Source organism: Streptomyces sp. DH37, from assembly GCF_029813835.1.
In the GTDB taxonomy this organism is placed as follows: domain Bacteria; phylum Actinomycetota; class Actinomycetes; order Streptomycetales; family Streptomycetaceae; genus Streptomyces.
The window spans coordinates 179,583-204,854 of the sequence record NZ_JARVKV010000005.1; the positions used below are offsets into that span (position 1 = coordinate 179,583).

Sequence of the window (25,272 nt, forward strand, 5' to 3'; positions counted from 1 at the left end):
GGGGTTCGCGTGTGGCCTCCCCGGCGGTTCCCAGGTGGAGGGCAGGTTTCTTTATGGCATGTCGTATCAGTGAACTCGTGCTCGGTTGCCGCGATCCCGAGGCGCTGGCGCGGTTCTGGTGCGAGGTCCTGGACTTCGTCGTGCTCGATCGCGAGGACGACGGCTCGTTGGAGATCGGGCCGCGCGAAGGGTTCGGTGGTCCGCAGCCGACGATCATCCTCAGCCGCAGGGACGAGCCGGAGAAGGGGAAGTCCCGGCTGCACATCGACGTCAACGTCACCGACCGCGATCAGGACGCCGAGCTCGAACGCCTTCTGAAGCTCGGTGCGCGCCCGGCCGACATCGGTCAGACGGGGGAGGAGCAGTGGCATGTCCTGGCCGACCCCGAAGGCAATGAGTTCTGCCTGCTCAAGGCCCGCCTCGCCCCGCTCTGACGCTCCTCGGCCACGCCAGGGCGCCAGGCGCCCAGGGGCTGCCGCGAGGTCCGGTGTGGCGGGCGTGTCCCGATCGTGGAGCGAGTGAGGTCTCCGGTGGGGGCTCATCGACCAGGGACGACCCGAACACCGGAGACCTCGTGGTCACCCCGGCGGTGACGAGACGGCTTGGCGTGGCCGGTGAGCAGGGGCGCGGCAAGAGCCGCCCGGTGGCCCCTCGGCAGAGCCGGACGACCACGCGCCGGAACGCTCCCGCGGCGGGCCGACCACCAGGATCACCTGGCCCGTGAGCAGGGCCGGAAGGTGCTGTCCCCGGTCGTGGCCGCCGGCCGCCGCGGCTCGCCCCGGTTCCGGACCGTCCTGGGCGGCCCACGGGGGAGAAGGGGGTTGTCGCCCCCGCCCCGGCCACCGAGACCTTCGCGGCCCCGGGAATCGGCATCGGCAGTCGGCAGTGGGCCGGCGCCCCCTTCCGCCCGCGCACCGGGGGAAGCCCGGGCAGCGTGCCGCCGAGGTCTCCCTCCTGGTCCTCAAGCCCCTTCTGGCGTCTCTTGCCGGGAGGTTCCGGTCGAACTCCGCTTCGGGGCGAAGGCGCCGGACGGCGCGAGGGGTTCCAGACGTGGAGAATCGACGCACCCCTCGGCCTCCGGCCCGCCACCGTCCTCGTGCCCCGGCGCCGGAGTGCTCGGGCTCGGCCGGACGCCCGGGACCGCCGGGCGTGCGCGCTGCCCGCTGGCCGACTGCTCCCGCCCGGCGCCCCGCCGTGTCGGCCGCGGCCCGGTGCCTTCTCCACCGGCGGTGGCACCCGGGCCGCGCTCACAGCAGGAGCAGTACGGCAGCCGCCCACAGCACGGACAGGGCGACGACGACCGGGCCGATGGGCATGCCCTGCTCGGCCGGTGCAGCGTCCCCGGCCGGGCGCAGCTTCGGGCGGTGCAGCAGGGCGCGTATCTCCTCGGCCGCCCGGGCGGCCGAGGGGCGGCGCCCGGTCCCGCGCCCGGCCAGCCCCAGGCCCACGGGTGAGAGGTCCAGTCCCTCGTTCCCGGTCAGCCGGAAGCGGAGCCGGTCCGCGGTGTGCTCGACGCCGCCGAGCCGTTCCCACGGGACGCGGCGGACCCGCCAGGCCCCGGTCACCCACAGACCCCCGTGGTCCGCCGTGACGCGCCAGCCGAACGCGGTGGAGACCGAGCCGATCAGCCAGGGCAGCCCCAGCACCAGCACCAGCGTCTGCCAGGAGGACCAGGAGAGGCCGTCGTCGAGGACGGCCCAGGTGAGGCCGCCCTCCAGCAACAGCAGGAACACCCCGAGGGCCCGGGAGCCGAGGTCCGCCGACCAGGTCCGCGGACCGTCCGCCGGTTCCATGGCGGCGGCGACCTCCTCGACCGGGCGGTCGGCGTCGGCGCGTCCACGGGGCCGGGCCCCGGCGCCCCGGACACCGCGGAGGCCGGCGACGGCCGGCTTCACGGGGGTGACGCTGCACTCCACGACCGGTTCGCCGCCCTCCGCGGTGAGGACGACGACCTCGGCGCCCGGATACGGGGCGCCGAACAGCAGCGCCTCGCGCAGCGGCGGCGGGGGGCCGGTGCCCCGGCACGCGTCGGCGATCTCCCTCAGCTCCCGGGCGAGTTCCTCCTTCACCTCCGCCAGGTCCTCCGCGGTGGGTCCCGCACTGTCGCCGTCCCGGCCGTCCTCCCCGTACTCGTCCCCGTTCTCCTCCCAGTCCTCGTCCTCGAAGGAGTGAAGGGAGTGGAAGTGCAGGACGGGCGTGGCGGCGGCGGGGTCGTCGGCCGCGTACACCCAGGTCCGCCCGTCCTCGTGCCCCTCGCGGACGAGTACCCGCAGCACCGGCACCCGCCCCCGGCGCAGCCGGAGCGAACGCCCGCGCCCCACCGCGCCGTTGACCGCGAACGCCACCCCCGGCACGCCGGCCGCCAGCATCAGCGACTCCCAGCCGAAGACGTCGTACGGCTCCGAGACCAGGAGCAGCCGGTCGCCGTCGGTCAGGAGCTCCACGGTGGTGCCGGGCGGGTAGTCCTCGGGATAGTCCGTCTCCACCCGGTAGGTGCGGTTCCCGGCGGCGGCCGTCAGGACGTGGGCGTCCTCGTCGTTCCCGCCCGCCTCGGTGACCGCGGCGGTGAGCCGCTCGGCCCCGGCGGCCCACTTCTCGTACGCGTCGATCTCCTCCAGCGTCTGCCACAGACCGAGTCCGGCCGCCGCCAGCAGCGGCGCGGCGAGCATGAAGGAGAACCGGCCGCGCCGGAAGGCGAGGGCCGCGGCCGGCAGCGGGTGACCGGCGGGACCCGCGGCCCGCTCGGCGTGCAGCCGCTGCCGCCCGGCGGCGGCCAGCCGGTGGAGCAGCGCCGCCGCCGTCCAGCCGGCGGCGGCCGACAGGGCCAGTCCCGACGGATCCAGCAGACCGGCGAAGCCCCCCTCCTCCACCGCGGTGCCCGCGAGGATCACGCCCAGCCCGGTGAGGGCCAACCGCGGCTGCCGCCAGACCCAGTACAGGGTCAGCAGGACGACGGCCGTGAAGGCCAGGCCCCACCAGTCGGCACCGCAGGGCTCGGTCGCGGTGCACGGCGGGAGGGGCGCCGCCGCCGTGCACCACACGGCGGCGGCCAGCAGCCCGAGGAAGGACCACAGCGGATGCGCCCAGCGCGCCGGGGCGGCGGCCAGCCAGCGCCCGGTGTCCGCCGACCGCCAGGGACGGGCACCGGGCGGTGTCCACTCGGGCGGCAGGGAGATGAAGGGTGTGCTCACCCGCGCATTATCGACGCCCCACGCCGGTGCGGGACGGCCGGGCCGACGGCGGCCACCACGGCCACCGCGGCACCGGCCTGCCCGTCCCGCACCACCGCCTGTCCGAGCGCCTTCCGCCGGTCGCGGTCCCTGCCGCGTGCGGTCGGCACCCCCGGCGAGCGGGCCCCGCCGCAGTCGGGGGTGCACCGGGCACGCTCCGCGCATGGGACGGCCCGACGGGCGTGGCCGTCCCATGCGCGGCCGGTCGCGGGGCGCGGTCGATCAACTCAGCGGTTCCACCCACACGTTGCGGTAGCGGACCTTGTTGCCGTGGTCCTGGAGCCTGATCGGTCCGGTGGCCGGGCCTTCGGCGATGCCGCCGCCGGTCGGTCCGTCGACGGCCACGTCGTCGTGGACCGTCGTGCCGTTCCACACCACCGTGACCCGGGCCTTCTCGGTCATCTCCCCGGCGCCGTCGTAGCGCGCGGCCCGGAAGACGATGTCGTACGACTGCCAGGTCCCGGGCGGCGACGACGCGTTGGTGTCGGCCGCCTTCCGGTCGTAGATGGCGCCGGCCTCGTTGTCGGCGAGGGTGGGCACTCCGTAGGAGTCGAGGATCTGGATCTCGTAGCGGTTCTGGAGGTAGACGCCGCTGTTGCCGCGGTCCTGGCCGGTGACGTCGTCGGGGAGTTCGGGGACCCGGAACTCGACGTGCAGCCGGTGGTCGCCGAAGTTCTGCTTGGTGCGGATGTCCCCGCAGCACACCTCGATCGAGTCCCCCTCGGTCCGGGGCCATTCGACCGCGCGGCCGTCGGTGTGCTGCCACTGCGACAGGCTGCCGCCGTCGAACAGGTTGACGCGTTCTCCGGGGCGGTTGACGTGAATCATGTCGAGGTTGACGTGGCCGTCGTCGCCGTCGTCGTACCGGTAGGCGATGGTGTTGACGCCCTTGCGCAACGTCAGCCTCTCGCTCCGCGTCGCCCAGGTGTCCCAGCCGGCGGTCGGCGGCAGCACCGTCCGTCGGACCTTGTTCCCGTTGACGTAGAGGCTGATCTTCTTGCTGCCGTGGAAGGGGTGCGGGCCGTTGGCGTAGCGCAGTCCCACGTCGTACGTGCCCTTCCTGGCGATGTCGACGCGGAAGGTGGTGGTGGCGCCGGGGGTGCCGTAGCGGTCCACGAAGCCGCCGCCGGAGTAGCCCTGGTGGTCCTTGTTGATGCCGGCGCCGCCGCTGAGCCCGGCCTCCTCCGCCTCGTAGGCGGTGACGGGCACCTCCTTGCCGGGGATCGCGTTGAGGGTGTACCAGGCCTCGGTGCTCCACAGGGTCTCGCCGTTGTCCGCGGTGAAGGGACGCGGGGAGCGGATGTGCACCACGCGGTCGGTCTCGAGCCCGGGGATCTCCAGCCGGACCCGCTTGCGGTCGTCCGAGACGACGGCGCGGGACACCGTCAGCGGCTCCTCGTCGATCTTCGGGCCGCCGTACTCGGGCGTGGGCGAGTAGCGCCACTGGCGGACCTGGTAGCTCCGGGCGAGCTTGTCGACGGTCTCCGGGGAGAGGGGCCGGGTGTACGTGAGGACGAAGCCGTTGCCCGTGGCGCGCATCGAGTGGATGTCGAAGGCGTTGGTGCCGTTCGGGGTCAGCTTCTGAAGGCCGAAACGGAGCTTGCCTTCCTGGCCCCAGTTGCCGTCGGCGCCGAGGCCGCCGACGTAGATCGCGCCGTCGGGACCGACGCTGATGCGGTTGACGCCCGCCTCCAGGCCCTGGGTGTGGCGGAAGACGGCGCCCTGGTACTCACCGTCGACCTTCTCCAGGCTCGCGCGCTGCAGTCCGCCGTAGGTGACGTCGCCGAAGACCATCTGCCCGGCGAAGGGCCCCTTCTTCAGCATGAGCGGTGTGCTGGGCGAGTTGGCGATCTCGTTCTGCGGCAGCCACAGGACCGGCTTGGTCACCGGGCGGTCGTCGAAGGGGCCGGGCCGGAAGGGGGCGTTCTCGCCCGTGCCGTCCCGGTACCGCGTGTAGTGGTTGAAGAAGCGGTCCTGCTTGATGTGCACCAGCTTCGAGGAGGGCAGCCAGCCGCCCTGGTTGTCGGTGACGAAGACGCCCTTGTCCGGGCCCCAGCCGATGCCGTTGGGAGTGCGCAGGCCGCCGGCGACGTAGGAGACCTCGCCGGTCGCCTTGTCGACCTTGATGGTCGTGCCGCGGCCGCCCTCGGCCGGTTGCGGATCGGTCGTGGCGCCGCCGTAGTTGATGGAGACCGACAGGTTCAGGTAGAAGCTGCCCTTGTCGTAGAGCAGGCCGAAGGCGAACTCGTGGAAGTTGCCGCCGTAGGGCCAGGAGGCGATCCTCTTCTTCTCGTCGGCGACTTCGTCGCCGTCGTGGTCGTTCAGCTCGGTCAGCTGGTGCTTCTCCGAGACGTACAGCCTGCCGTCGACGTACTTGATGCCCATGGGCTCCTTGAGCCCCGAGGCGACCTTCTTGACCGTGACCTTCTCCGGGCCGGTGTCCCCGGTGACGTTGTCCAGGAGGTAGACCTCCCCGTCGGTGGTCTCGCTCTCTCCCCAGGTGGACACGGCCAGTCTGCCGTCCGGCAGCCAGTCCATGGCGGAGACCTTGGGCTCGAAACCGGCGGGACGCAGGTCGGTGAGGGTGTAGTTCGGGTGGACGTCGGCCAGCGGCAGGCCGTCGCCCGGGCTGTCCCGGCCGCCGACGCACTCCTTGCGGCCGGGCGCGGTGACGCGCACGACTCCGGCGTCGGTGCTCAGCGCCGAGTTGGGCACGAGGGTGAAGTCCGCGGCGCCGGGCGGCTTCCACTGGAGGGTGAGCTGCTGGCCGCCGCCCGCCTCGAAGTGCTCGATGCGCAGCGGGTGCAGGCCGGCGGTCAGGTCGGCGGTGCCGTCCTTGGGCTCGGCGCCGTGCAGGCCGTCGTGGTCGATGACCTCCCGGTCGCCGATGTGCAGGCGTGAGCCGTCGTCGCTGATCAGACGGAAGGCGTACGTGCCGTCCTGCGGGATCCGGAGGTTCCCGACGGCGTGGGAGACGAAGTTGCCGGCCATGCCGAAGTCCGCGTCCGTCGTCCAGTCGACGGTGGGCATCAGCTTGTCGATGTTGGGCGTCTGGCCGCCCTTCAGCTCGCAGATCTCCTTCAGGGGCACCTGCACGTCGAAGACGCGCAGCGTCACTCCGGGTTCCTGCGGCGGGATGTCCGCGGCGGTCCGGGTGGCCGGCTGGGCGGCGGCGGGGGTCCAGCTTCCGACGACAACTGCGGCGAGTGCCAGCCCCGCGGCACGTCTGCGGAGCCGGTGGTGCGGCCGTTGACTCACTCTTCCTCCTCGCGCTTGGAGCGCGGACTGCGGGCCCGGTCGGGGGCGGGCCGGCCCTCGGCCTCGGACGAACGGCGAAGGCGGGCATCCGCGGTCCGGCGATTGCGGGTCGCGCTGTACCTGGGGGAGTGGTTGCGACCAAGACGGTAGGGACTTCTGCTCCCGCCGTCCATACTTTGTCCTCAGGAAGTTGAAAGAGCCGGTGTCTCGGAACTGGGCCGTCCCCGGCGGCGACCGGGGCATGGGGTTCCGGAGGAGGAGGGGCCGGGCGGGAGGCGGGAGCAACCGCGGCAGCGGCACTCGGAGGAGTTCGAGCGGGGCGCGGTCGCGCTCGTGCGCTCGTCCGGGAGGACCGTGACCGCGGTGGCCCGGGAGGCCGGGGTCGGCGCCGAAGGGCCGCGGAACCGAACCGGGCAAGACGCGACCGACCGCGCCCAGGGGCGCCGGGCCAACTCACCAGCGCCGAGTGCGAAGAGCTGCGGCGCGACGCCGACCGACCCGCCCGCCGGGTCGGTCGCGGGCGGACCGGACTCCGGTCCCCGGAACCCCGGCACCGCCCCGTGAGGCGCAGCCGACCGGAACCCGGCACCGGCCCGGGTGGATGCCTTCACGGCCGACGCGGTCCGCCGGCCGGCGGCGCAGGCCGGCCCCCGGCGCCGTGCGACCGTCGCGCGCCCCGGAGATGACGGAGCCGCGCGACTCCCGCCCCAGGCGCCGTGGTCACGCCCCGGACCGGGCCGGGGCGGCGGCAGCGGAGCTACGCGCTTCCACAGGTCATCGGGTACGGGATCGGCAGGGACCCGGCCGACCCCGCCGGGAACCGCCGCAGAACGCCCGGCGGCACACCGGTCCCGCCCCGGAACGACCGGTCACCGGAGGACGACGTCGTCGCCCGGACCGCCCTCGACGGTGTCCCTGCCGGAACCGCCGGCGATCAGGTCGTCGCCGCCCTCGCCGTGCAGCGTGTCGTCCCCGGAGCCGCCGAGGAGGACGTCGCGGCCGTCCCCGCCCATGGCGTGGTCGTTCCCGGGGCCGGCGTACACGATGTCGTCGCCGCCGTACGCCTCGATCATGTCGTCGCCCCGGCCGCCCCACAGCCTCTGGCCGCTGTCGTCGCCCATCAGGTGGTCCATGCCGTCGCCGCCGTCCAGGACCACGGCTCCCATGACCATGTCGTTCCCCGCGCCGCCCCGCACCGTGTGCGCGGTGTGGGCGTGCAGTTCGTCGTCGCCGGGGCCGCCGTGCACGGCGGCGACGCCCGGGTCGCTGGTGACGATCTCGTCGTCGCCGTCACCGAGGAACACGTCGATCCTGTCCGGCCGGGGGCTGTCGGTGGGCAGCTCGCAGACGACGAAGGTGTCGTTCCCCGGCTCGAGGTACGAGCAGTGGTCGCCGGGCGCGAGCGGTACGGCGTCGCGGAAGCCGATCCGCCGGCCCTCGGCGCCGAGGCCCATGGGTATGACGTGGAGGTCGTTGGCCTGCCCCTCGGCGGCGGTGAAGGCGATCGACTGGGTCTTCCAGTCGGCGCTGACGGCGGCCGCCCCGGCGGCCGCCGAAGTGGCGGCCGCCGGGGCGGCGCAGAGGCCGGTGGCGAGCAGGGCCGCGGCGACCGCGGGAACCGCGGGGATGACTCTGTGACGATGCATGGGTCCTCATCTCGGGCTGCTGCGACTGGTGGGTCGACTTTCCGTACGGGCATCTCGGGCGCGCCGTGGACGACCGGAGCGGCGTCGCCCTCGTGGGCGCCTGTTCGGCGTGGCCGTCATCCGAATCCACGGGGACGGCCACGAGGTGTTCGGGACCCTCCCCAGGACGGGGGCGACCGGGTGCCGGACCGGGAGACGCCGGCAGGACGTGTCCGCCGTCCCGGCGGACGCCCGCCGTCCGCAGCAGGAGCGTCACCACGGCGGCCGGGGGAGGACGCGCGGGGGCCGCTCGTCACCGCGGTGCCGCCCGTCCCCACTCGTCGGCCGCCACCACGAGGCAGGCGACGACCAGGACGACGTTCTTGATGACGTACTGGCCCTCCATGGTCGGGATCGGCGCGCCCTCCTGCCACATCTCCCCGGACAGGAGCACGAGGGCGGAGAAGACCCCGGCCATGTGCGCGAAGAACCCCACCAGGGCCACGCGGAGCAGCACTCCCGTGACCAGGCCGAAGCCGATCGCCGTCTCGGACACGGCCAGCAACGGCAGGATCGCCTCCGGCGGAAGCAGCCCGAGGGTGAGCTTCGTGGCGGCCCTGACGGCGACTCCCTCGGCGGGGCTCGTCGCGGGGAAGAACTTGAGGACCCCGAACCAGAGGAAGACCGTCCCCACGGAGACCCTGAGCAGCGCCGGGCCGCGCGGCCGAACCCGGCCGGCCAGGCCCCGGGCCGCACAGGCGACCTTCCAGCCGGCGCTCTCCGGACGCGTGCGGGCGCTCCCGGCTCCTTCCGGGACGGCCCGCCCCCGGGGAGGGCGGAGGCTTCGCCCGCCGGCTCTCTCCACCGCCATGTCCACCCTCTCGCCACTCGATCGTCCGGGACCCCCGGCGGCCGGGCGGCCGCCGGGGGAGGGGAGGCGTCCGGGCCGGGGCGGGCGGTGCGTCGCCCGCCCCGGTCGCCGGGGCAACGGCGGCATCCGGCGGGGCCGGGTGCCGGCGGCTGCCGTTTCCTCAGCCGACGTTCACGTCCACGCAGGCGTAGAAGGCGTTGGCGGTGTCGGCTATGTTCCACACCGCGAGCACCTTCTGCTTGCCGGTCAGGCTGCCGAAGTTCACCTGGTGCGTGACGGTCTGGCCCGGCCGTGCGCCGCCGTCGTTGAACTCCGCGATCTTCCTGCCGCCCGCGTAGTACTGCCAGGTGCTGGTGGCGTGCTGAGCCGTCAGGCGCCAGCTGAAGTTGGTGGTGCGGCTCACGGGGGTGACCCTCCAGCCCTTGCCGTCGTTGTCGAGCTCGGCGAAGGCGGCGTTGCCGCCGCTGCAGCTCGTCAGGCCCTTGCGGCCCTCGACGCTCTGCGGTTCGTACTTGATGGGGCCGCAGGGCACGGTGCCGGCGGCGCACTGGGCCTGCCGGCTCGGGGGCGAGGAGATGTAGCCGTGCGCGCTCGCGGTGTTGGCCGGCAGGCTCACCGCCAGGAGAGGTGCGATGCCCGCACCGATGGCGACGGCCAGCCTTTTCCTGCTCTTCATGGTGACTCCTTCGTGGGGGGTCCGCGCCCGGTCGTCCAGGAGCGGTGGAAGAAAGCACGAGCATGCCGATCAGCGGCCATGGCGGTGGGGAAGCCATGGGCGGCACCACAGTCGTACCCTACTTGGTCTAGACCAAACCCACCGGCAGTTCACCGCCGATGAGTTCAGCCGTCGCCCCTCTCCTTCCGATGACCCCTCCGGCGCCCCTGACGCTGCCGTGGCCCGGGGCTCCCCGGGCGCGGCCCGTTCCCGATGGGCGGCGGCTGCGCACAGCCCGCAGGGGCGGAGGACCGGGGGTCTCGCCGCTGAACGCCGGTGTCCTGCCGCGCCGTTGGCCGGGGCCCGTCCGCGGCGCGCGTTCCGACGGTTCCGCTCGCCCCCTACGGGGCCGTGCCACCCGCGTGCGGCGCGGAAGCCCGGGTCCGTCGCGGAGGCCGTCCCCCGGTCTTCCGTGCGGACGGGGAGAGCCGGGTCCGGGCACCGGGACCACTCCCGTCCGCTGCCGCCGATGGTGCCCGGGTGCGAGTCATCGGGGCGAACCGGTGGATGAGCGACGGCCATCGGCCGAGCCGCTGCCGCCGGGCCGGACACCACACCGGAGCGGGCGGTGGGCTGGTCACGGACCGGCCGCCGGCACGGTCGCCCGGCGCCTCCGCGGCGACAGCGCCCGCGTGACCTCCCGGGACGCTCCGGGCTGAGCCGGCTCGGTTCGCATCCGCTGCCGGACGGCGCGCCTGCCGGGGCCGGAACTCCCGCGGCCTGAGGCGGATGGCCGCCGGTCCCCGATCCGGCGGACAGAGGGGGGAGGCCGCGCCCCGCCCGTCCCGCCCCGGGAGAAGAGCCCGGGACACACCATGGGCGACATGTTTCTCCGGCCCCTGAGGCGCCGCGCGGTCGGCTTCACGGCCGTCGCCGCGCCCGGTCCGGCCGGCTTCGCCGCCGCTTCCTTCACCTCCGTCCCGCTGCGGCCACCCCCGGTCTCCTCCTGCGCGGGCTCGGCGGTTCAGCGGAGGCTGTCGGGTGGGCGGACCGCCTCGCCGTCCGCCTCCCCGAGAGCGCGGCGCCGAACCGGCGAGGCGCTTCGCGCGCGGCGGCACCGACCGGTTCGAGGAGGCGGCCCACTCGGGGGGCCGCCGACCTGTCGATCCTCACCGCCCCGCCCGGCCCGGCGCGCGTGCCGTGACGCGGCAGCGGGTCGGAGACCACCTCCTGGTCGTCGGCGAGGGGCGTGCCGGTGCCGCCGCGCTCCGCCGGCCCCGGCGCTTCCCGCGCACCGCCCGCCGCAGTCGCGAGCCGGGGATTCGTGCCGGAACGTGGACGGGCGGGGGAGGGGGAGGGCCGTCACCACCGCCGGAGTCCGGGAAGTCGCGGCGAATCACGCGGAGCGCGTGCGAACCGGCGGGCGGTGCCCGTCCGGGTCCGTGATCACGGCCCGGCGGTGGTGGATCCCGCCGTGAGAGGGGTGGTGACGGGCTGGAGGGCGACGGTGGCGGAGAAGGCCTGCCTGCCGTCCTGCGAACCGGTGACGCGGACGTGGTGCCGGTCCTGGTCGGCGGGGGCCGTGTCCTCCGTGACGATGCGGCACGGCCGGTCGAGTTCCACGTAGTGCGAGAAGGTGGTGTCGAAGGCGACGGGAGTCGTCCGGTGCGGCCAGGCGGCGGACACCGCGGCCTGGCCGCAGGCCTCGAGCAGCAGCATGCCGGGTACGTGGTCGTGGGGGTGGTCGAAGAGGACCGGATGGCCGGTGTCGACCCTCAGGTTCCAGGTCCGGGGCTCGTCGCCGGCCGCGAGGACGACGTCCGACGACCGCCGGCGTCCCGTCAGGGACGGTTCCACGGGGAGCGGGACGGGCAGTGCCCGGGCGCAGGCACGCCCGGCGTCGGCGTACCGGCCGCGCAGCCGGTCGTAGATGGCCGGGGGATAGGCCGTGTACCGCACCTGGGCGCTGCCCAGCAGGGTCTTTCCGAGCGTGGCGGTGACGGAGGCGTCCAGACGCGTCGTCCCCGATCTTCGGCGCGCGGCGGGTCCGTAGGAGACGACGAGGCGCACCGCCGCCGTGTCCGCTCGGGTGCGCAGGGCGTCGGGCGCCACGGTGGAGACGAACCTCTCCCAGCCCAGCCGGTAGGACACGGGGACGTCGAAGGCGGTGTGGGTTAACAGGGCCAGGGCCTGGCGGACGCTTTCGGTGAACAGGTGGGGGCCGTGCGCCTCTGGTGTCAAGGTGTAGAAGCGGTGAATCCTGGGCCAGTGTGCGGTGACGACGTGCGTCCCGCCGTGGTTCGGGAACCAGCCCGTGACGAGGATCTCGGCGGGGTCGGTCTTGCCCACGCACTGGCCGAGGTCGGGGAGGGAGGGTGCGGTGCCGAGGGTCATGTGATTCTTCCCGGAGCGTCATCGTTCGCCTCGTGTCTCCTTTTGGAAACACCTGAACGTAAAAGTAGATACGACTATGTTTTCTGTCGAGAGAGAAACGAGGGAGCGCATGACTCGGGTAGCGGGCAAGCGGGCCGCGCCGCAGCAGGAGAGGGCGCTGCGCACGCGTGCGGACATCCTGCGGGCGGCGGCGGAGGTGTTCGCGGAGCTGGGCTTCTCGAGGACCACGCTGACCAGCATCAGCGAACGGGCGGGAGTGACCCTGGGCGCGGTGTACTTCCACTTCAGGAACAAGGAGGAGCTCGCCCGGACGATCGTCCGGCAGCAGCCCGACAGGGTGGTCACGCCGCTCGACTCGACGGGACTGCAGTACGTGGTGGACGTCACCGTGAGCTGGGCCTACCAGGTCCTGGAGGACGTCTTCCTGCTGGCGGGCGCCCGGCTGGTGATGGAGCAGGAGTTCTTCGTGGGCTCGGAGCAGAACTCCCACCAGCAGTGGAGCCATGTGGTGGCCGAAGGGCTGGCGCTCGCCAAGCGCAGGCGGGAGGTGCGCGCGGCCACGGACGTGGAGGCCGTCGCGCGGCTGATCGTCAATGCCTGCACCGGGGCCCAGATGCACGCCTACCTGGAATCGGGGCGGGAGGACCTGCCCCGGCGCGTGATGGACATGTGGCGCTGCCTGCTTCCGGCCATCGCCACACCGGCCACGCTCGCCAGGATCGAGCTGAGCGACGCCCGCGGCCGGCCCCGGCCGGAACCCGCGGACGCGACGCCGAACGCTCAAGCGGGACACGTGCCGTGAGAACTACGCTCCTGCGGCGATATCCACCCGTCGCAGGAGCATTCACTCAAAGGGGCGCGCATGCTCACGGACAAGACCGTCATGATCACCGGAGCATCCAGCGGGATCGGCGCCGCCGCGGCGCGGGTCTTCGCCGCACAGGGCGCGCACGTGGTGCTGATGGCGCGCAGGGCCGGCCTGATCAAGGAGCTCGCCGACGAACTCGTCGCGGACGGAGCGCGCGCACTGGCCGTACCCGGTGACGTGACGTCGGCCGACGACGTACGGCACGTCGTCGCCGAGACCGTGCGCCACTTCGGTCGGCTGGACGCGGCCTTCAACAACGCGGGATGGGGAACGGCGGGACTCGCGGTCCACGAGGTCCCCGACGCGATGTACGACCAGATCATGGACGTGAACGTGCGCGGGGTCTGGAACTGCCTGCGCCACCAGATACCCGTCATGATCGACCAGGGGACGGGCGGGTCCATCGTCAACACCTCCAGCACCGCGGGGCGGTTCGCCACCGGCGCGGTGGCCCCCTACGTCGCGGCCAAGCACGCCGTCCTGGGGCTGACCAAGGCGGCCGCGGCCGACTACGGGGAGCAGGGGATCCGCGTCAACGCCCTGGTCGTGGGCGGCACCAGGACTCCGCTCATGGAGCAGGGGGCGGACCTCCTGGAGGCCGCGGGCAGGCACTCCGGGGCGCGGGCCATCCAGCGAAGGCTGGCCCACCCCGCGGAAGTGGCCAACGCCGCGGCATGGCTGTGCAGCGATCTCGCCTCGTTCGTCACCGGGGCCGAAATCGCCGTGGACGGTGGGGTCGGCGCCGTCTGAGCGGCGCGGCGGCCCGGGTTCGTCGAGGACGCCGGGATGCCGTGAACCGCGTCACGAGGCGTCCCCTCCCCGGGGCCGGACGTACGCGGCCGAGGGGAGGCGCCCTCAGGCCGGCACCGGCTCCAGGTCCCGGGCGGGGGAGCGGGGCGGCGTGCCGAGGAGCGTCCGGTACGCGTGGGCGGCGGACACCAGGGTCATGTAGTGGTGCCAGCCCGGATAGGAGCGGCCCTCGAAGTCCAGCAGGCCGAAATCCTGCCTCAGTTCGCGCACCGCGTCGGCGGTGTCCGCCCAGCACCCGACGAGTGAGGAGAGTTCCGCGGTGCGGTGGTGCACCATGTTCGTGATCCACACCATGGAGGGGCGGCGCCGGTCGGTGAACAGGCGGTAGACGCACCGTTCCCGGACACCGGGCATCGCCGCCGCGGGCAGGCGGACCAGATGGGCCGGCGCGCCCGCGTTCCGGTGCGTACCGCCCGGGCAGCCGCCGACGACGGACCCCGCGTGCACCGTCCCGGCCGGGGGAAGACCGCGCCGGACGCCCGGCGCCGCGGGGGAGAGGGAGTCCCGTTCGGCCGTGTCGAGGAGCAGCACCGGGAAGTCGGGGGACACGGCGACCACGAAGTCCTGCCGCTGACGGGCCAGCAGGTGCGTCAGGCCCCTCACCTGCCTGCCGTCCCGGAGGTCGGCCACGAGGGGGAGCGGGGTCACACCGGCGTACCGGTGCAACCGGTCCGCCATGTCGAAGGCGTCGCTCCACACCGGCTCCGGCCGGATGTCGCCCGGAATGCGGGCCTGTTGGCGGAGGTGGGGGAGCGTCCAGCGCGACGGGAGGTGGAGACGCCAGTCGACGGACACGGCGGACCCGCCGCCGGACAGGAACAACCCCACGCCGACCTGGCAGTTGACGGTCTGGCCCAGACGGGGGACGAACCGCCGGTGCACTCCGCAGGAGTGGTCCCCCCGCTTGGGGAGGACCGCGGTCGCGACCGTCCAGGCACGGGGTCTGAGACGCTCCTCGGCCCACCGGGCCACTTCGTGCCGGACCGGTTCCCACTCCCAGGGACTGGAATTGACGAACTGCTGCAGGGACTGCGACGCCGTCGGGGAGTCCGTGACGGCTGCGGCCAGGCGCCGAACGGTCTTCTTGCCCGGCGCCGTCAGTAAACCCAGCAGGTAAGCGTGTCCCCAGCGCCGCTGGTCAGCGCGCTGCAGATGAGTGAACACCCTGTCCGCGAAGGCGGAGAACTGGTCGGCGGGGACTGGCGCGCCGGCGGAGATCGGACGGAGCGAGGACATGGCGGTCCTTTCCCTGGGAGACGCCTCTTCGGCCGCCATAGAATAATTGACTCAACTATGTTTTGCGTGGGGCGGGAATCGGACAACATGCCCCCGGGCAAACCGCCGTCAACGCGGAACCAGGGCGTCCGCCGCTGGCTGGAACAGATCACCTCGCCCCGCGCGGCGGGGAGCCGGGCTTGATGAGACCAGCGCGCGAACGCGACGCTGTGCTCCCCCACCTGCGAGATCGCCCGAGGAGCCCACGTCGGCGCCCGTGCCGCGCGCCGAGCCGACAGCATCGCGACACCGGTGCGCTTCGCGCCCGTGGTGCCGAGTGAACTCCCGTCGCGTGACCGCAGCCGCGCGGTACGGAAGTCCGTCCAGGCAACGGCCCCGACGATCAGCTAGCACCACGGAGCATCACATGCAGGCGAGAGCAGCGCGAACACGGCAGGCCCTGGTGGATGCGGCCGCCTCGGAGTTCGACCAGCATGGCTATGCCGGCACGTCGATGGTGCGGGTGTGCAGGGCCGCCGGCATCACGACCGGCGCCCTGGCCTTCCACTTCGGCTCCAAGAGCGAGTTGGCCGATGCCGTCCAGGACCGTGGGTGCAGGGCCGTCCGCGCCGCCGTCGACCGCGTGAGGGCCGCCCCGCGCCCCGCGCTCGACCTCGTCGTCGAACTGACCGTGTGCCTGGCCCGCCTCCTCGAGGACGACGCGACCGTACGGTCGGCCGCCCGTCTGACGCGCGAACGCCCCGGCGCCTGCCCCGGCTGGTCGGCCTGCTGGCTGCCGACCGTCCGCGAACTCGCCCACCGGGCGCAGCGCATGGGCCAGTTGCGCGCCGGCACGCCTCCCGCAGCGGTGGCCAACCTCGCGGCGTACCTGCTCGCCGGAACCGAGATGACCGCCCGCGCCGCCCTCGAAGCCGCGCGCAAGCCGGATGCCGCGGAGCAGCTCCAGCAGTTGTGGGGCGTCGCCCTCCGCGGCATCTGCGCCGACCGCAACGCATGACCCACCGGACCGGCCGCGGCCACGGCCCGCCGGCCCGGTGCCCCGGCCGGCACGCGGCACGACGGCCGCCCCGTACCCGGCGCCCGTCCGAGACTTGAGCAAGTCGGCGTTGCCGCCGCGGGGGCGATGGGGAAGCCTGAGCCCGAACCACCCCCGTGGCAGGGACGCCCCGCGGGCGTGGCGGGCACGCCCGCCACGCCCGCGGCGGCACCCTCCCGTACGGCACGCCGACCCCGGAACACCCCCGGGGCGCCTCGCCATATCCTCCTTTTGATTGAACGGTGCGATCCGCCTTTACCCGCCGGCGGCATGACCCAAAGTGGACGACGGATGTCGCTTATTCCCCTCGTCCGGCCCCGCGTCAATGGCAAGGATTAAATCCGCAGCCAACCGGAACGACAGTCCGGCTGAGGTCTCGCCGCATTGTTCGGAACCCCCGACCAAAGGTCCCAGGAGGATTCATGGCGAAATCTGAACGCATTGACGCGGTCGTCGTCGGCGGCGGGATCGCCGGATCCGCGCTGGCAGCAGCCCTGGCAGGTGATGGACACCAAGTGCTCCTCCTTGAGCGGCAGACCGTATACCGGGACAAGGTCAGAGGCGAGGTCATCAATTGCTGGGGAGTCGAGGAGCTTATCCAGCTAGGTCTTGAGGAATGCATCCTCAAAGCCGGAGGAACCTATGTCGACCGTTTCATCGGATTCGATGAGATAATCGATCCGGAAGCCGCCAGAGCCAAAGCGCTGCACCTGGACCAGATGCTCCCCGGAATACGGGGAGTCCTCGACGTCGGGCACCCCGAGGCGTGCGAGGCGCTCTCCAACGCCGCCCAGGAGGCAGGCGCCACCGTCGTACGCGGGGTGGGCGACGTCCTGGTCACCGGCGGCCCCGAACCCACCGTGCGCTACGAGCACAACGACCTCGAGTACGAGGTCCCCTGCCGCCTGGTGGTCGGAGCCGACGGGCGGATGTCCACGGTGCGCCGCCAGCTGGGCATCGGTCTGACCCAGACCCCGCCGAACTCCCTCGGCGGCGGGATGCTCGTCGAGGACCTGCACGACTGGCCCGTGAACGTCACCTCGATCGGCACCGAAGGCGACCTGCTGTACTTCGTCTTCCCCCGCGAGGGGGCCCGCGCCCGCCTGTACCTGCTGCACGACGTCTCGCAGAAGGGCCGCTTCGCCGGACCGAACCGCCACAACGAGTTCCTTCAGGCCTTCCAGCTCCGCTGCATCCCCGACAGCGAGATGTTCGCCAAGGCCACCCCCGCCGCGACCTGCGCCTTCTACCCGATGAACGACGCCTGGGCCGATGTGCCCTTCGCGCCCGGAGCGGTCCTGGTCGGGGACGCGGCCGGGTGGACCGACCCGGTCATCGGGCAGGGCCTGTCCATCGCGCTGCGGGACGCGCGCGTGGTGCGCGACTGCCTGCGCTCCTCCGGCGCCTGGGACCCGGAGATCCTCCACCCCTATGCCCGCGAGCGCGAGGTGCGCATGCACCGCCTGCGGATCTCCGGCTCCGTGCGCACCACGATGAACATGACCTTCACCCCCCGCGGCGTCGCCCGCCGCAGGGCGTACGCGGAGGTGTGGCCCACCGACCCCGTACTGGCGGGGTCGCGGCTGGCCACCTTCAAGGGCCCCTTCCAGGTGCCCGCCGAGTCGTTCGACCCCGAGGTCATCGACCGCCTCTTCGCCCTGGGATGACCCGGGCGCCGGAAGGCGCCCCACCAGCACAGGACGCCGCCCCGCACCGAGGGGCGACGCGTGGACCGCACGCACACACGAGAGGAATCACATGTACATCAGGACCGCCGCCGGCGACGAGCTGATCCGCAAGAACGGCTGCGACATCCGCCAGCTCTACCCCTGGGACGGCGTCGTCACCCCGCCCTGGAACAGCACCCTGTGCTCCATCCGGCCCGAGGAGTCCAGCACCCCGCACGGCCACGACACCGACGAGACGTTCATCTTCATCAGCGGCCGGGGGCACGCACGGATCGGCGACGAGGAGCGGGACGTCGCGCCGGGCGACGTCATCTACATCCCGCACGGCACCAACCACATCGTCACCAACACCAGCGCGGACGACCCGCTGACCTTCGTCAGCATCTACTGGCTCCAGCCCGCACAGTGAGGGGGAAGTCCTCCATGACCGACGCCCCGCACGGCGCCGAACCCGGCCGGCGACGCATCAACGTCACCTTCTCCCCGCCCACCCCGAACGGTGACCTCCACCTGGGACACCTGTCGGGGCCGGTGCTGGGCAGCGACGTGTGCGCACGCGCCCAGAAGATCCACGGACACGACGTGGCCTTCGGCACCAGCACCGACGACAACCAGACCTATGTCGTCACCACGGCCGAGCGGCTCGGCACCGACCCCGAGTCGCTGATCCGGCACGCCTTCGACAGCGTGACCAAGACCCTCGAACTGGCGGGCGTCGACGTCGACCTCTTCGAGCGACCCGACCCCGACTACACCGCCTTCGTCGAGGACTTCTTCACCCACCTGTGGCGGCACGGCGCCTTCGACCGCCGCGAGGTGGACCTGCCCTACGACGCGGCTTCGGACACCTACAAGGCCGAGGCCTTCGTCACCGGGCGCTGCCCGACCTGCCTGGCGCACGCCCGGGCCGGGGTCTGCGAGGCGTGCGGCCTCTACAACCTCCCCGGCGCCCTGCTGCCCGTGGCCGACTCGGCCTCGGCCCTGCCGAGCCGCCCGGTCCCCATCTGGGTCCTGGACCTGGAGCGCTACCGGCCGATGCTCACCAACTGGTACCGGTCCTCGGACGTGGGACTCCGCCCCGACCTGGACCGCGTGGTCGCCCAGACCCTCGCCGGACCCCTGCCGTACATACCGATCACCTACCCCGGCACCTGGGGGATCACGGTGGACTGGGACGGACCCCACAGCCTCCCCCAGGCCATCAACGCCTGGCCGGAGATCTACGTGGGGCACGTGTACTGGCTGCGGCGGGCCCGTGAGGGCCGCCAGGCCGGCTGCGACGAACTGGTCCAGTTCATCGGCATCGACAACGGCTTCTACAACGCGTTCGTCTACGTGGCCCTGTCGCTGCTGGCGGTCCGCCACGGACTGCCGGTCGACCTGCCCCGAACCCGCACCCTCACCAACCAGTACTACCTGCTGGAGGGCCGCAAGTTCTCCACCAGCAAGGGGGACGTGCGCTGGGCCGGGGAGTTCCTGGAGGGCGTCGGCCGCGACCGCACCCGCTTCGTGCTCTCCCTGACCAGCCCGGAACTGCAGCAGTCCGAGTTCAGCGAGCCGGTGGCCGCCTTCACCCTGGCCACCCGGTTCGACGCCCCCCTGAAGACCGTCGCCGAGACCCTCACCACCGCCGCGGCCGGACGCCGCGTCGACGCCGAACCCTCCGACTGGTGGAGGACCGCGCTCGCGGCGTCGCGCCGGCGCTTCGAGGACGCCTACCGGCTGGAGACCTTCTCCATCCGCAAGGCGGCCGAGGCACTCGCCCTGCACCTGGAGACCCTGGCCCTGCGCTGCGCGGACCTGGACGCCGACGACCCCGGCGACGTCTGCGGCGCGCTGCAGTTCCTGTGGACCCTGCGCACCCTGGCCTGGCCCCTCACCCCGGACCTGTGCGAGCAGGTGTCGAACGCCTTCGGAGCCCCCTCGACCGTGGGAGCCCCGCCCCTGCTGGCGGAACTCGACCGCCGGCCCCCGGGGGCCTTCACCGGCCTCGCCGCCGGCCACACCCCCTCCCCCGGGGCACGGGACGACGCGCCGGCCGCCTGAACCCGCGCCCCGCACCGGCCCGCCCGGGCCCGCAGTACCCCCTTCCGTACCGACCGGTACACCACCCGCCGCAAAGGAGTCGCGTCATGCTGCGCACCTTCATGCACTCGAAGATCCACCGTGCGACCGTCACCGACAGCAACCTCAACTACGTCGGTTCCATCACCATCTCGCCCGAACTGCTCGAGGCCGCCGGGATAGGCGTCCACGAGCTGGTCCACATCGTCAACATCAACAACGGTGCCCGGTTCGAGACCTACACCATCCTGGACGACTCCCCCGAGCCCCCGGCCGGGCAGATCGTGATCAACGGAGCCGCCGCCCGCCTCGTCCAGCGCGGGGACAAGGTCATCATCATCAGCTACGCGCAGCTGACCGAGGAGGAGCGGGGGGGTTTCAAGTCCCGGGTCGTCCACGTCAACGACGCGAACGAGATCACCGACACGACCCTGCAGAGTTCCTGAGGCGTACCGCCGGCCCATCGCCGGCAGGTACGGCCCGCGCCGCCGGCGGGGTGCCGGAACACCCGGCACCCCGTGGAGCGGGGGCCGTCCCGCCGGCCGCTCGGGCCGCCCCACCGCAAGACGGGGCCGGCAGGCACCGCGAGAGCGCGCGTGCCGGCCCCGGCACGACACACCACCGGCGCCCAGCCGCCTCCCCGTGTTCCTGCATGCACGACGAGTCGAGGATGCGTGACCAGTGACGAAGCAACAGGTTTACCCCATCTTGGGCATAGGCTTCGGGCCGGCGAACCTCTCCCTTGCCGTGATGCTCGACGAGCTCGGCCGCCTGGCGGACGCTCACTTCATCGAGCGCTCGGACCGCTTCCAGTGGCAGGACGAACAGCTCCTGCCCGGTGCGGACATTCAGAACAACCCGTTCCGCGACCTGGTCATGCAGCGCAACCAGGACAGCCCCCACACCTTCGTGAAGTACCTGGCCTCACGCGGAGCCCTCACCGACTACCTCCACCTGAACGCCAAGTTCCCCCTGCGCCGCGAGTACGCCGGCTACCTCGCCTGGGTCGCCGAGGCGTTCTCCGACTCGGTGGACTACGGGCACGGCGCCACCCGGCTCGACCTCCTCGAGGACGAGGACGGGGGTGAGGTGTTCTGCGTCGAGACCGGGCGGGGCCGGCGCTACCTCGGCCGGACCGTCGTCATCGGCACGGGCCGTTCCCCGCGCATCCCGGCCCCCTTCGCGGCGAGTGCGGGACGGACCGTCTTCCACTCCACCCGGTACCTGTCGTCCATCGGCGCCCTGAGGCACCAGGACATCCGGGTGGCGGTCGTGGGCGCCAGCCAGAGCGCCATCGAGATCGTGCTCGACCTGCTGGAACGCCCCAACGTGCGGCAGGTCACGTCCATCCACCGGGGCATCGGCTTCCGGCTGAAGGACACCAGCCCCTACAGCCGCCAGGTGTTCCTGCCGGAGTTCGTGGACTACTTCCACCCGCTGCCCGCCGCGGTGAAGAGGCGCCTGCGCGCCGAACTGCGCTCCATCAACTACGCCACGTGCGACCAGGACGTGATCGACCGGCTCGTCGGCGTCCAGCGCGAGTACGAGCTCATCGGCTCGGACCGCCTGCGCCTGCGGCCCTTCACCGAGGTCACCGGGATCGACGCCTCGTCCCGCGGCGGAGCCCACCGCCTGACGGTGCGCGACGTCAACCACCTCACCCTCGACACCGTCGACGCCGACGTCGTCATCCTGGCCACCGGGTTCAAGGACTTCGGCACCGGGCCGGGCGACGAGCCGTACCACCCGCTGCTCGAAGGCGTGGCCCACCGCCTGCCGCTGGACGAGGAGGGCGTCCCCGTGGTGGGACGCGACTACGCGATCGAACTCAAGACGCCCGAGTCCAGCCCCCGCCCCCTGAAGGTGTACCTCAACGGCCTGTGCGAGGCCAGCCACGGCATGGGCGACGCCGGGGCCCTGGCCATGCTGTCCGCGCGCGCCTCCGACATCGCCGAGTCGCTCCTGCTGCGCGACGCGCCCGAACTCCCGAGGCACCCGGCCGAACGGGTCCTGCGATGACCGCGACCCCCGTCGCGGCGGACGTCGCCATCGTCGGCGGAGGGGTCATCGGCCTGTCCACCGCCGAACGGCTCACCGCCCACGGCGCCTCCGTGATCGTCGTCGACGAGGCCGGGGCCACCGGCGGCGCCACCAGCGCCTCGGGCGGACTGGTGCGCGCCCTCGAGCCGGAGAGCGAACACGCCGCCTGGGCCGCCGAAGGCTGCGCCCGCTACCAGGCGCGCGGCTGGCGCGGCACCTGGCCCTCCGTGCGCGCCGACGGCAGCCTGACCCTGATCGACCGCCACCGGCTGGCCGAGACGACGGCCGCGCTGGAGACGGTCCACGCCGCCGGGCACAAGACCGACGTCCTCACCGCCGACGAGATCACCAGGCGGTTCCCCGGCCTCACCGTGCCCGGCCACCTGCTCGGCGTCTTCGAACCGCAGGCCGGATGGCTGCCGGCCGCGGACACGGTCCGGGCGATCCTGCGCGACGCGGGCGACCGACTGAGCCTGCGCACCGCCCGGGCCACCGGCCTGCTGCACTCCTCCTCGCGCGTCCTGGGCCTGCGCACCTCCACCGGACCCGTGCACGCCGACGCGGTCCTGCTCGCCGCCGGGGTCGGCAGCACGGCCCTGGCCGCGTCGGCGGGCGTGCACCTGCCGCTGCGCACCAGGGCGGTCGGCTACTGCCTGTTCCGGACCGGCGGGGACTCCGCCGACCTGCCCACGGTGGTCGACCGCACCACCGGCGCGTGGCTGCGCCGGTGGGGCACCGGCGGCACCGTGCTGGCCGGTGTGGTCTCCGCGCGCACCGACGTCCCCGCCACCGTGCGCACCGGCGTCCCGGTCGCCGAGGAGCACCGCGTCCGCGCCGTCGTCCGGCACCGCTGCCCGCGACTCGCGCACGCCCGCGCCGCGGGGGGCGTCACCGCCTACGACACCCTCGCGACGGACGGCCCGGGAACGGTGACGGTCTGGCCGCGGCCCCGCGGGCTGGTCACCGCCGTCGGCTGGAACGGAGGCGGGTTCAAACTCGCCCCCGCTGTCGGCCGCCACGCGGCGGCCAGGATCCTCGAGGTGCTGAACCGATGAACGACGCGACGGCATGGCGCCTGAACTCCACCGACGAGATGCTGCACCAGGCCGCGACGGCCCTCGGCTCCTCCCGCGTCGTCCAGATCCTGTGGCGCCTTCCCGTACCCGTTCCCGCCCAGGCGCTGCAGGCCGAATGGCGGCGTCTCGACAGCGGCCTGCTCAGCCGCCGCGCGGCCCGCGCGCACCTGCCCGGCGCCCGCCGCAGATGGGTGCCGGCCGCCAACACCCATCCCCTCCACCTCGACCACCGGCCCCTGACCGACGCCACCGCACCCCAGTGGATCGACACCCAGGTCCGGGTACCGCTGGCCCCGGACTCCACGGAACTGTGGCGGCTGGCCGCCGCCCCCTACCACGAGGGCTGCCTGGTCTCACTGACCGTGCCCCACTTCCGCAGCGACGGCCTGGGCCTCCTCAACGCGATCGCGGCCCGCGCCCCGGCACGCCGCCCGCGCGGGCCGCGCGACAGCGACGCGGCCGAGGCACTCGGCCAGACGACCCGCGCCGTCGCCCGGACGGCGGGCTGGCTCCTGCGTCTGGCCCGGGACCCCCGCCAGTGCGAGCGGATCAGCGCCGCGCTGCGCCGTCCCCCCGCCGCGGCCGGCCCGCCGGCGCGGCCCCAGTTCTTCAGCACGGCGATCTTCACGGTGGAGGCGGCGGAGTGGCAGGAGTGCGCCCGCGGCCGTGGAGGGACGGCCAACACCCTGTTCCTGCAGATCGCCGCCAACCTCGTCCGGGCCCGCGTGCCGCGCGCGGACCGTGAGGGGATCCGGGTCGGCATCCCGGTGAGCCTGCGCCGCCAGGCCGGGGACGAGCGAGCGAACGCCCTGGTCGTCGTGCCGCTCGGCATGCCCGGCGGTCCCGTGCGCCACGGCGATCTGAGCGGCGCCCGGCAGGCGACGAAAGCGCTGCTGCGGGACGTCGGCGCCCACAGCGCCACGCTCGTGCCCGAACCGCTGTGGCACCTGCTGCCCGCCCGTCACGCCGCCGCCCTGAAGAACCCCGGGGCGCAGCAGACCGACGTGGTGGCCTCGAACTTCGGGCACGCGCCGGACGCCGTGGTCGACTTCGCCGGCCACACGGCCGACTCCGTCGCCATGCGCACCATGAACGTGCCCGGACTGTTCCCGGACAAGGCCCGGCTGCGGGCGTCGCTGTGCCTGTTCCGCACGGGGCACCGGATGACGGTGACCGTCACCGGCATGCCCGCCCACTTCGGCGACTCCGCCTCCCTGCACCGGCTGGTCGCCGAGGAGTTCGCGGCGTGGGGGCTGACGGCGCGGCCGTGGTGGTCCACCACAGCTCACGAAGCGAGGAAAGGCTGACCGATGCCCGTGCCCCAGCGACCCGCCAGCCCCGAACGCTGGTTCCGTACCCACCCCGACTCCTCCGTGCTGGCACGTCCCCGGCTGCTGGCCCGTTCGCTGATCGACGTCGCCGAACTGGACGAGAACATCGGCTACTACGAGCGCCTGCTGGGCACGCCGGCCGATCTGCGGATGCCCATCCCCGACTTCGGCGGACTGGAACTGGCCGCCGTCGGCGGCCTCCTGCTCATCGCCAGCGCCCGCGCCTTCACACCGGTCCAGCGGCAGACCGCCTACTCCCTGATCGTGCCGTCGCTGGAGGCGCAGCTGGACCTGCTCGAGGACACCGGCACCGCCGTCCTCGAACCGCCCGAACCCATCCTGCCGGGAGCCCGGGCCCGGGTCCGATACCCCGACGGAACCCTGGCCGAACTGGTCGAGCACCGCCCCTGGGACGGCGAACGCCCCCGCCCCGCGGCCGTCGGCGCGGCGCGCACCGACCTTCCGGCCACCGGCATACGGCTCCTGGCCCGCCGCGCCGTGGACGACGCGGACTTCCTCGACACCGTCCGGCTCTACGAGACGCTCCTGCGGGTTCCCGCCGTCGCCCGTCCCCGGCTGACCGGGCCCTCCCCGGCGCGAACGGCGATCGTGGGGAACCTGCTCCTGGTCGGCCTGCCGTCACCGGCCCCGCAGGGTGCCCCCCAGCCCCGGGCGGCCCTGATCGTGTCCGCACCGGGCCCGACCGGTTCCCGTCCCTCGTGGCTGGCCGACGTGCTGGCCGACTGCGCGACCGCCCCCGCCCACCGGCCGGCCCCGCGGGGCCGCACCCCCGAGGGCGCCGTCGTGCTCGCCGGGGGCCTGGCGGCCGAGGTCTGGAGCGAACACCCCGCCGACGCCCCCCGTGCGCCGCGACCGGCGCAGGCACGGACGGGGGCGGGGCGTGGCTGACGCCGGCACCGTCGCGATCGCACCCGTGGAGGCCGCGGGTGCGGTACGCCACGTCAAGGAGGTTCGGCGGTTGGAGCGGGTGATCATCCGGTTTGCCGGTGACTCCGGTGACGGTATGCAGCTGACGGGTGACCGGTTCACCTCGGAGACGGCGTCGTTCGGCAACGACCTCTCCACGCTG

The 25,272-nt window shown here is 73.3% G+C and carries 20 protein-coding genes; 13 read left to right on the plus strand and 7 right to left on the minus strand.

Translation table 11 applies throughout. From position 1 onward, the window contains the following. The first annotated feature begins 53 nt into the window (after nucleotides 1–53). Nucleotides 54–434, plus strand: coding sequence for a VOC family protein (locus QC029_RS04735; RefSeq protein ID WP_279554090.1), 381 nt, complete (start codon nucleotides 54–56; stop codon nucleotides 432–434). An 813-nt stretch (nucleotides 435–1,247) separates the two neighbouring features. Here QC029_RS04735 and QC029_RS04740 read toward each other — a convergent pair. From QC029_RS04740 to QC029_RS04765, 6 genes are all read right to left on the minus strand, one after another. Then, on the minus strand, nucleotides 1,248–3,191 hold the full coding sequence (locus tag QC029_RS04740) for a hypothetical protein (RefSeq protein ID WP_279554091.1): 1,944 nt from the start codon (nucleotides 3,189–3,191) through the stop codon (nucleotides 1,248–1,250). 261 nt (nucleotides 3,192–3,452) lie between these two features. Beyond that, nucleotides 3,453–6,488, minus strand: a complete 3,036-nt coding sequence (locus tag QC029_RS04745) for a family 16 glycoside hydrolase (protein WP_279554092.1) — start codon at nucleotides 6,486–6,488, stop codon at nucleotides 3,453–3,455. A gap of 869 nt (nucleotides 6,489–7,357) precedes the next feature. Beyond that, complete coding sequence (locus QC029_RS04750) at nucleotides 7,358–8,134, minus strand: calcium-binding protein (RefSeq protein ID WP_279554094.1); 777 nt, start codon at nucleotides 8,132–8,134, stop codon at nucleotides 7,358–7,360. 292 nt (nucleotides 8,135–8,426) lie between these two features. Then, nucleotides 8,427–8,978, minus strand: a complete 552-nt coding sequence (locus QC029_RS04755; protein WP_279554113.1) for a DoxX family protein — start codon at nucleotides 8,976–8,978, stop codon at nucleotides 8,427–8,429. 166 nt (nucleotides 8,979–9,144) lie between these two features. Then, nucleotides 9,145–9,660: a lytic polysaccharide monooxygenase auxiliary activity family 9 protein gene (locus tag QC029_RS04760; RefSeq protein WP_279554095.1), complete on the minus strand. Its 516-nt coding sequence runs from the start codon at nucleotides 9,658–9,660 to the stop codon at nucleotides 9,145–9,147. A 1,425-nt stretch (nucleotides 9,661–11,085) separates the two neighbouring features. Continuing rightward, entirely contained in the window at nucleotides 11,086–12,033 is a 948-nt protein-coding gene (locus tag QC029_RS04765; protein ID WP_279554096.1) for a ScbA/BarX family gamma-butyrolactone biosynthesis protein, read from the minus strand. A 109-nt stretch (nucleotides 12,034–12,142) separates the two neighbouring features. Here QC029_RS04765 and QC029_RS04770 point away from each other — a divergent pair, with 109 nt between their 5' ends. Beyond that, the gene (locus QC029_RS04770) at nucleotides 12,143–12,835 is read left to right on the plus strand and encodes a ScbR family autoregulator-binding transcription factor (protein ID WP_279554097.1); all 693 of its coding nucleotides are present in this window, start codon (nucleotides 12,143–12,145) and stop codon (nucleotides 12,833–12,835) included. A gap of 81 nt (nucleotides 12,836–12,916) precedes the next feature. Continuing rightward, nucleotides 12,917–13,651, plus strand: a complete 735-nt coding sequence (locus QC029_RS04775) for an SDR family NAD(P)-dependent oxidoreductase (protein ID WP_279554114.1) — start codon at nucleotides 12,917–12,919, stop codon at nucleotides 13,649–13,651. Nucleotides 13,652–13,756: 105 nt separating this feature from the next. On the opposite strand, the gene QC029_RS04780 is transcribed toward QC029_RS04775, so the two are convergent. After that, a complete protein-coding gene (locus QC029_RS04780; protein WP_279554098.1) occupies nucleotides 13,757–14,947 on the minus strand; it encodes a transposase in 1,191 nt (396 codons plus the stop codon). A 406-nt stretch (nucleotides 14,948–15,353) separates the two neighbouring features. Here QC029_RS04780 and QC029_RS04785 point away from each other — a divergent pair, with 406 nt between their 5' ends. From QC029_RS04785 to QC029_RS04830, 10 genes are all read left to right on the plus strand, one after another. Continuing rightward, nucleotides 15,354–15,944 carry a TetR/AcrR family transcriptional regulator gene (locus QC029_RS04785; RefSeq protein ID WP_279554099.1) on the plus strand — a complete coding sequence of 197 codons (591 nt, stop codon included), beginning with the start codon at nucleotides 15,354–15,356 and terminating at the stop codon, nucleotides 15,942–15,944. Between the two features lie 461 nt (nucleotides 15,945–16,405). Further along, nucleotides 16,406–17,650: an NAD(P)/FAD-dependent oxidoreductase gene (locus QC029_RS04790; protein WP_279554100.1), complete on the plus strand. Its 1,245-nt coding sequence runs from the start codon at nucleotides 16,406–16,408 to the stop codon at nucleotides 17,648–17,650. 91 nt (nucleotides 17,651–17,741) lie between these two features. After that, complete coding sequence (locus QC029_RS04795; RefSeq protein WP_279554101.1) at nucleotides 17,742–18,080, plus strand: cupin domain-containing protein; 339 nt, start codon at nucleotides 17,742–17,744, stop codon at nucleotides 18,078–18,080. A gap of 14 nt (nucleotides 18,081–18,094) precedes the next feature. After that, nucleotides 18,095–19,717, plus strand: a complete 1,623-nt coding sequence (locus tag QC029_RS04800; RefSeq protein WP_279554102.1) for a class I tRNA ligase family protein — start codon at nucleotides 18,095–18,097, stop codon at nucleotides 19,715–19,717. A gap of 86 nt (nucleotides 19,718–19,803) precedes the next feature. Next, entirely contained in the window at nucleotides 19,804–20,181 is a 378-nt protein-coding gene (gene panD, locus QC029_RS04805; RefSeq protein ID WP_279554103.1) for an aspartate 1-decarboxylase, read from the plus strand. Nucleotides 20,182–20,416: 235 nt separating this feature from the next. Further along, complete coding sequence (locus QC029_RS04810; RefSeq protein ID WP_279554104.1) at nucleotides 20,417–21,754, plus strand: SidA/IucD/PvdA family monooxygenase; 1,338 nt, start codon at nucleotides 20,417–20,419, stop codon at nucleotides 21,752–21,754. Beyond that, nucleotides 21,751–22,830, plus strand: a complete 1,080-nt coding sequence (locus QC029_RS04815) for an FAD-binding oxidoreductase (RefSeq protein ID WP_279554105.1) — start codon at nucleotides 21,751–21,753, stop codon at nucleotides 22,828–22,830. Before QC029_RS04810 ends, QC029_RS04815 begins: the two co-directional genes overlap by 4 nt. Continuing rightward, on the plus strand, nucleotides 22,827–24,158 hold the full coding sequence (locus tag QC029_RS04820; RefSeq protein WP_279554106.1) for a hypothetical protein: 1,332 nt from the start codon (nucleotides 22,827–22,829) through the stop codon (nucleotides 24,156–24,158). The genes QC029_RS04815 and QC029_RS04820 overlap by 4 nt, the downstream gene beginning before the upstream one ends. A gap of 3 nt (nucleotides 24,159–24,161) precedes the next feature. Further along, a complete protein-coding gene (locus tag QC029_RS04825) occupies nucleotides 24,162–25,091 on the plus strand; it encodes a VOC family protein (RefSeq protein ID WP_279554107.1) in 930 nt (309 codons plus the stop codon). After that, the coding region (locus QC029_RS04830; protein WP_279554115.1) for a hypothetical protein at nucleotides 25,084–25,272 on the plus strand (189 nt) is incomplete at its 3' end. The genes QC029_RS04825 and QC029_RS04830, both read left to right, overlap by 8 nt.

What these genes read in the sequence shown, in the direction of transcription:
- QC029_RS04735 (WP_279554090.1), top strand. Translation starts at nt 54, where the DNA reads ATGGCATGTCGTATCAGTGAACTCGTGCTCGGTTGCCGCGATCCCGAG.
- QC029_RS04750 (WP_279554094.1), bottom strand. Translation starts at nt 8,134, where the DNA reads ATGCATCGTCACAGAGTCATCCCCGCGGTTCCCGCGGTCGCCGCGGCC.
- QC029_RS04760 (WP_279554095.1), bottom strand. Translation starts at nt 9,660, where the DNA reads ATGAAGAGCAGGAAAAGGCTGGCCGTCGCCATCGGTGCGGGCATCGCA.
- QC029_RS04765 (WP_279554096.1), bottom strand. Translation starts at nt 12,033, where the DNA reads ATGACCCTCGGCACCGCACCCTCCCTCCCCGACCTCGGCCAGTGCGTG.
- QC029_RS04770 (WP_279554097.1), top strand. Translation starts at nt 12,143, where the DNA reads ATGACTCGGGTAGCGGGCAAGCGGGCCGCGCCGCAGCAGGAGAGGGCG.
- QC029_RS04775 (WP_279554114.1), top strand. Translation starts at nt 12,917, where the DNA reads ATGATCACCGGAGCATCCAGCGGGATCGGCGCCGCCGCGGCGCGGGTC.
- QC029_RS04780 (WP_279554098.1), bottom strand. Translation starts at nt 14,947, where the DNA reads ATGTCCTCGCTCCGTCCGATCTCCGCCGGCGCGCCAGTCCCCGCCGAC.
- QC029_RS04785 (WP_279554099.1), top strand. Translation starts at nt 15,354, where the DNA reads ATGCAGGCGAGAGCAGCGCGAACACGGCAGGCCCTGGTGGATGCGGCC.
- QC029_RS04790 (WP_279554100.1), top strand. Translation starts at nt 16,406, where the DNA reads ATGGCGAAATCTGAACGCATTGACGCGGTCGTCGTCGGCGGCGGGATC.
- QC029_RS04795 (WP_279554101.1), top strand. Translation starts at nt 17,742, where the DNA reads ATGTACATCAGGACCGCCGCCGGCGACGAGCTGATCCGCAAGAACGGC.
- QC029_RS04800 (WP_279554102.1), top strand. Translation starts at nt 18,095, where the DNA reads ATGACCGACGCCCCGCACGGCGCCGAACCCGGCCGGCGACGCATCAAC.
- panD (WP_279554103.1), top strand. Translation starts at nt 19,804, where the DNA reads ATGCTGCGCACCTTCATGCACTCGAAGATCCACCGTGCGACCGTCACC.
- QC029_RS04815 (WP_279554105.1), top strand. Translation starts at nt 21,751, where the DNA reads ATGACCGCGACCCCCGTCGCGGCGGACGTCGCCATCGTCGGCGGAGGG.
- QC029_RS04820 (WP_279554106.1), top strand. Translation starts at nt 22,827, where the DNA reads ATGAACGACGCGACGGCATGGCGCCTGAACTCCACCGACGAGATGCTG.
- QC029_RS04825 (WP_279554107.1), top strand. Translation starts at nt 24,162, where the DNA reads ATGCCCGTGCCCCAGCGACCCGCCAGCCCCGAACGCTGGTTCCGTACC.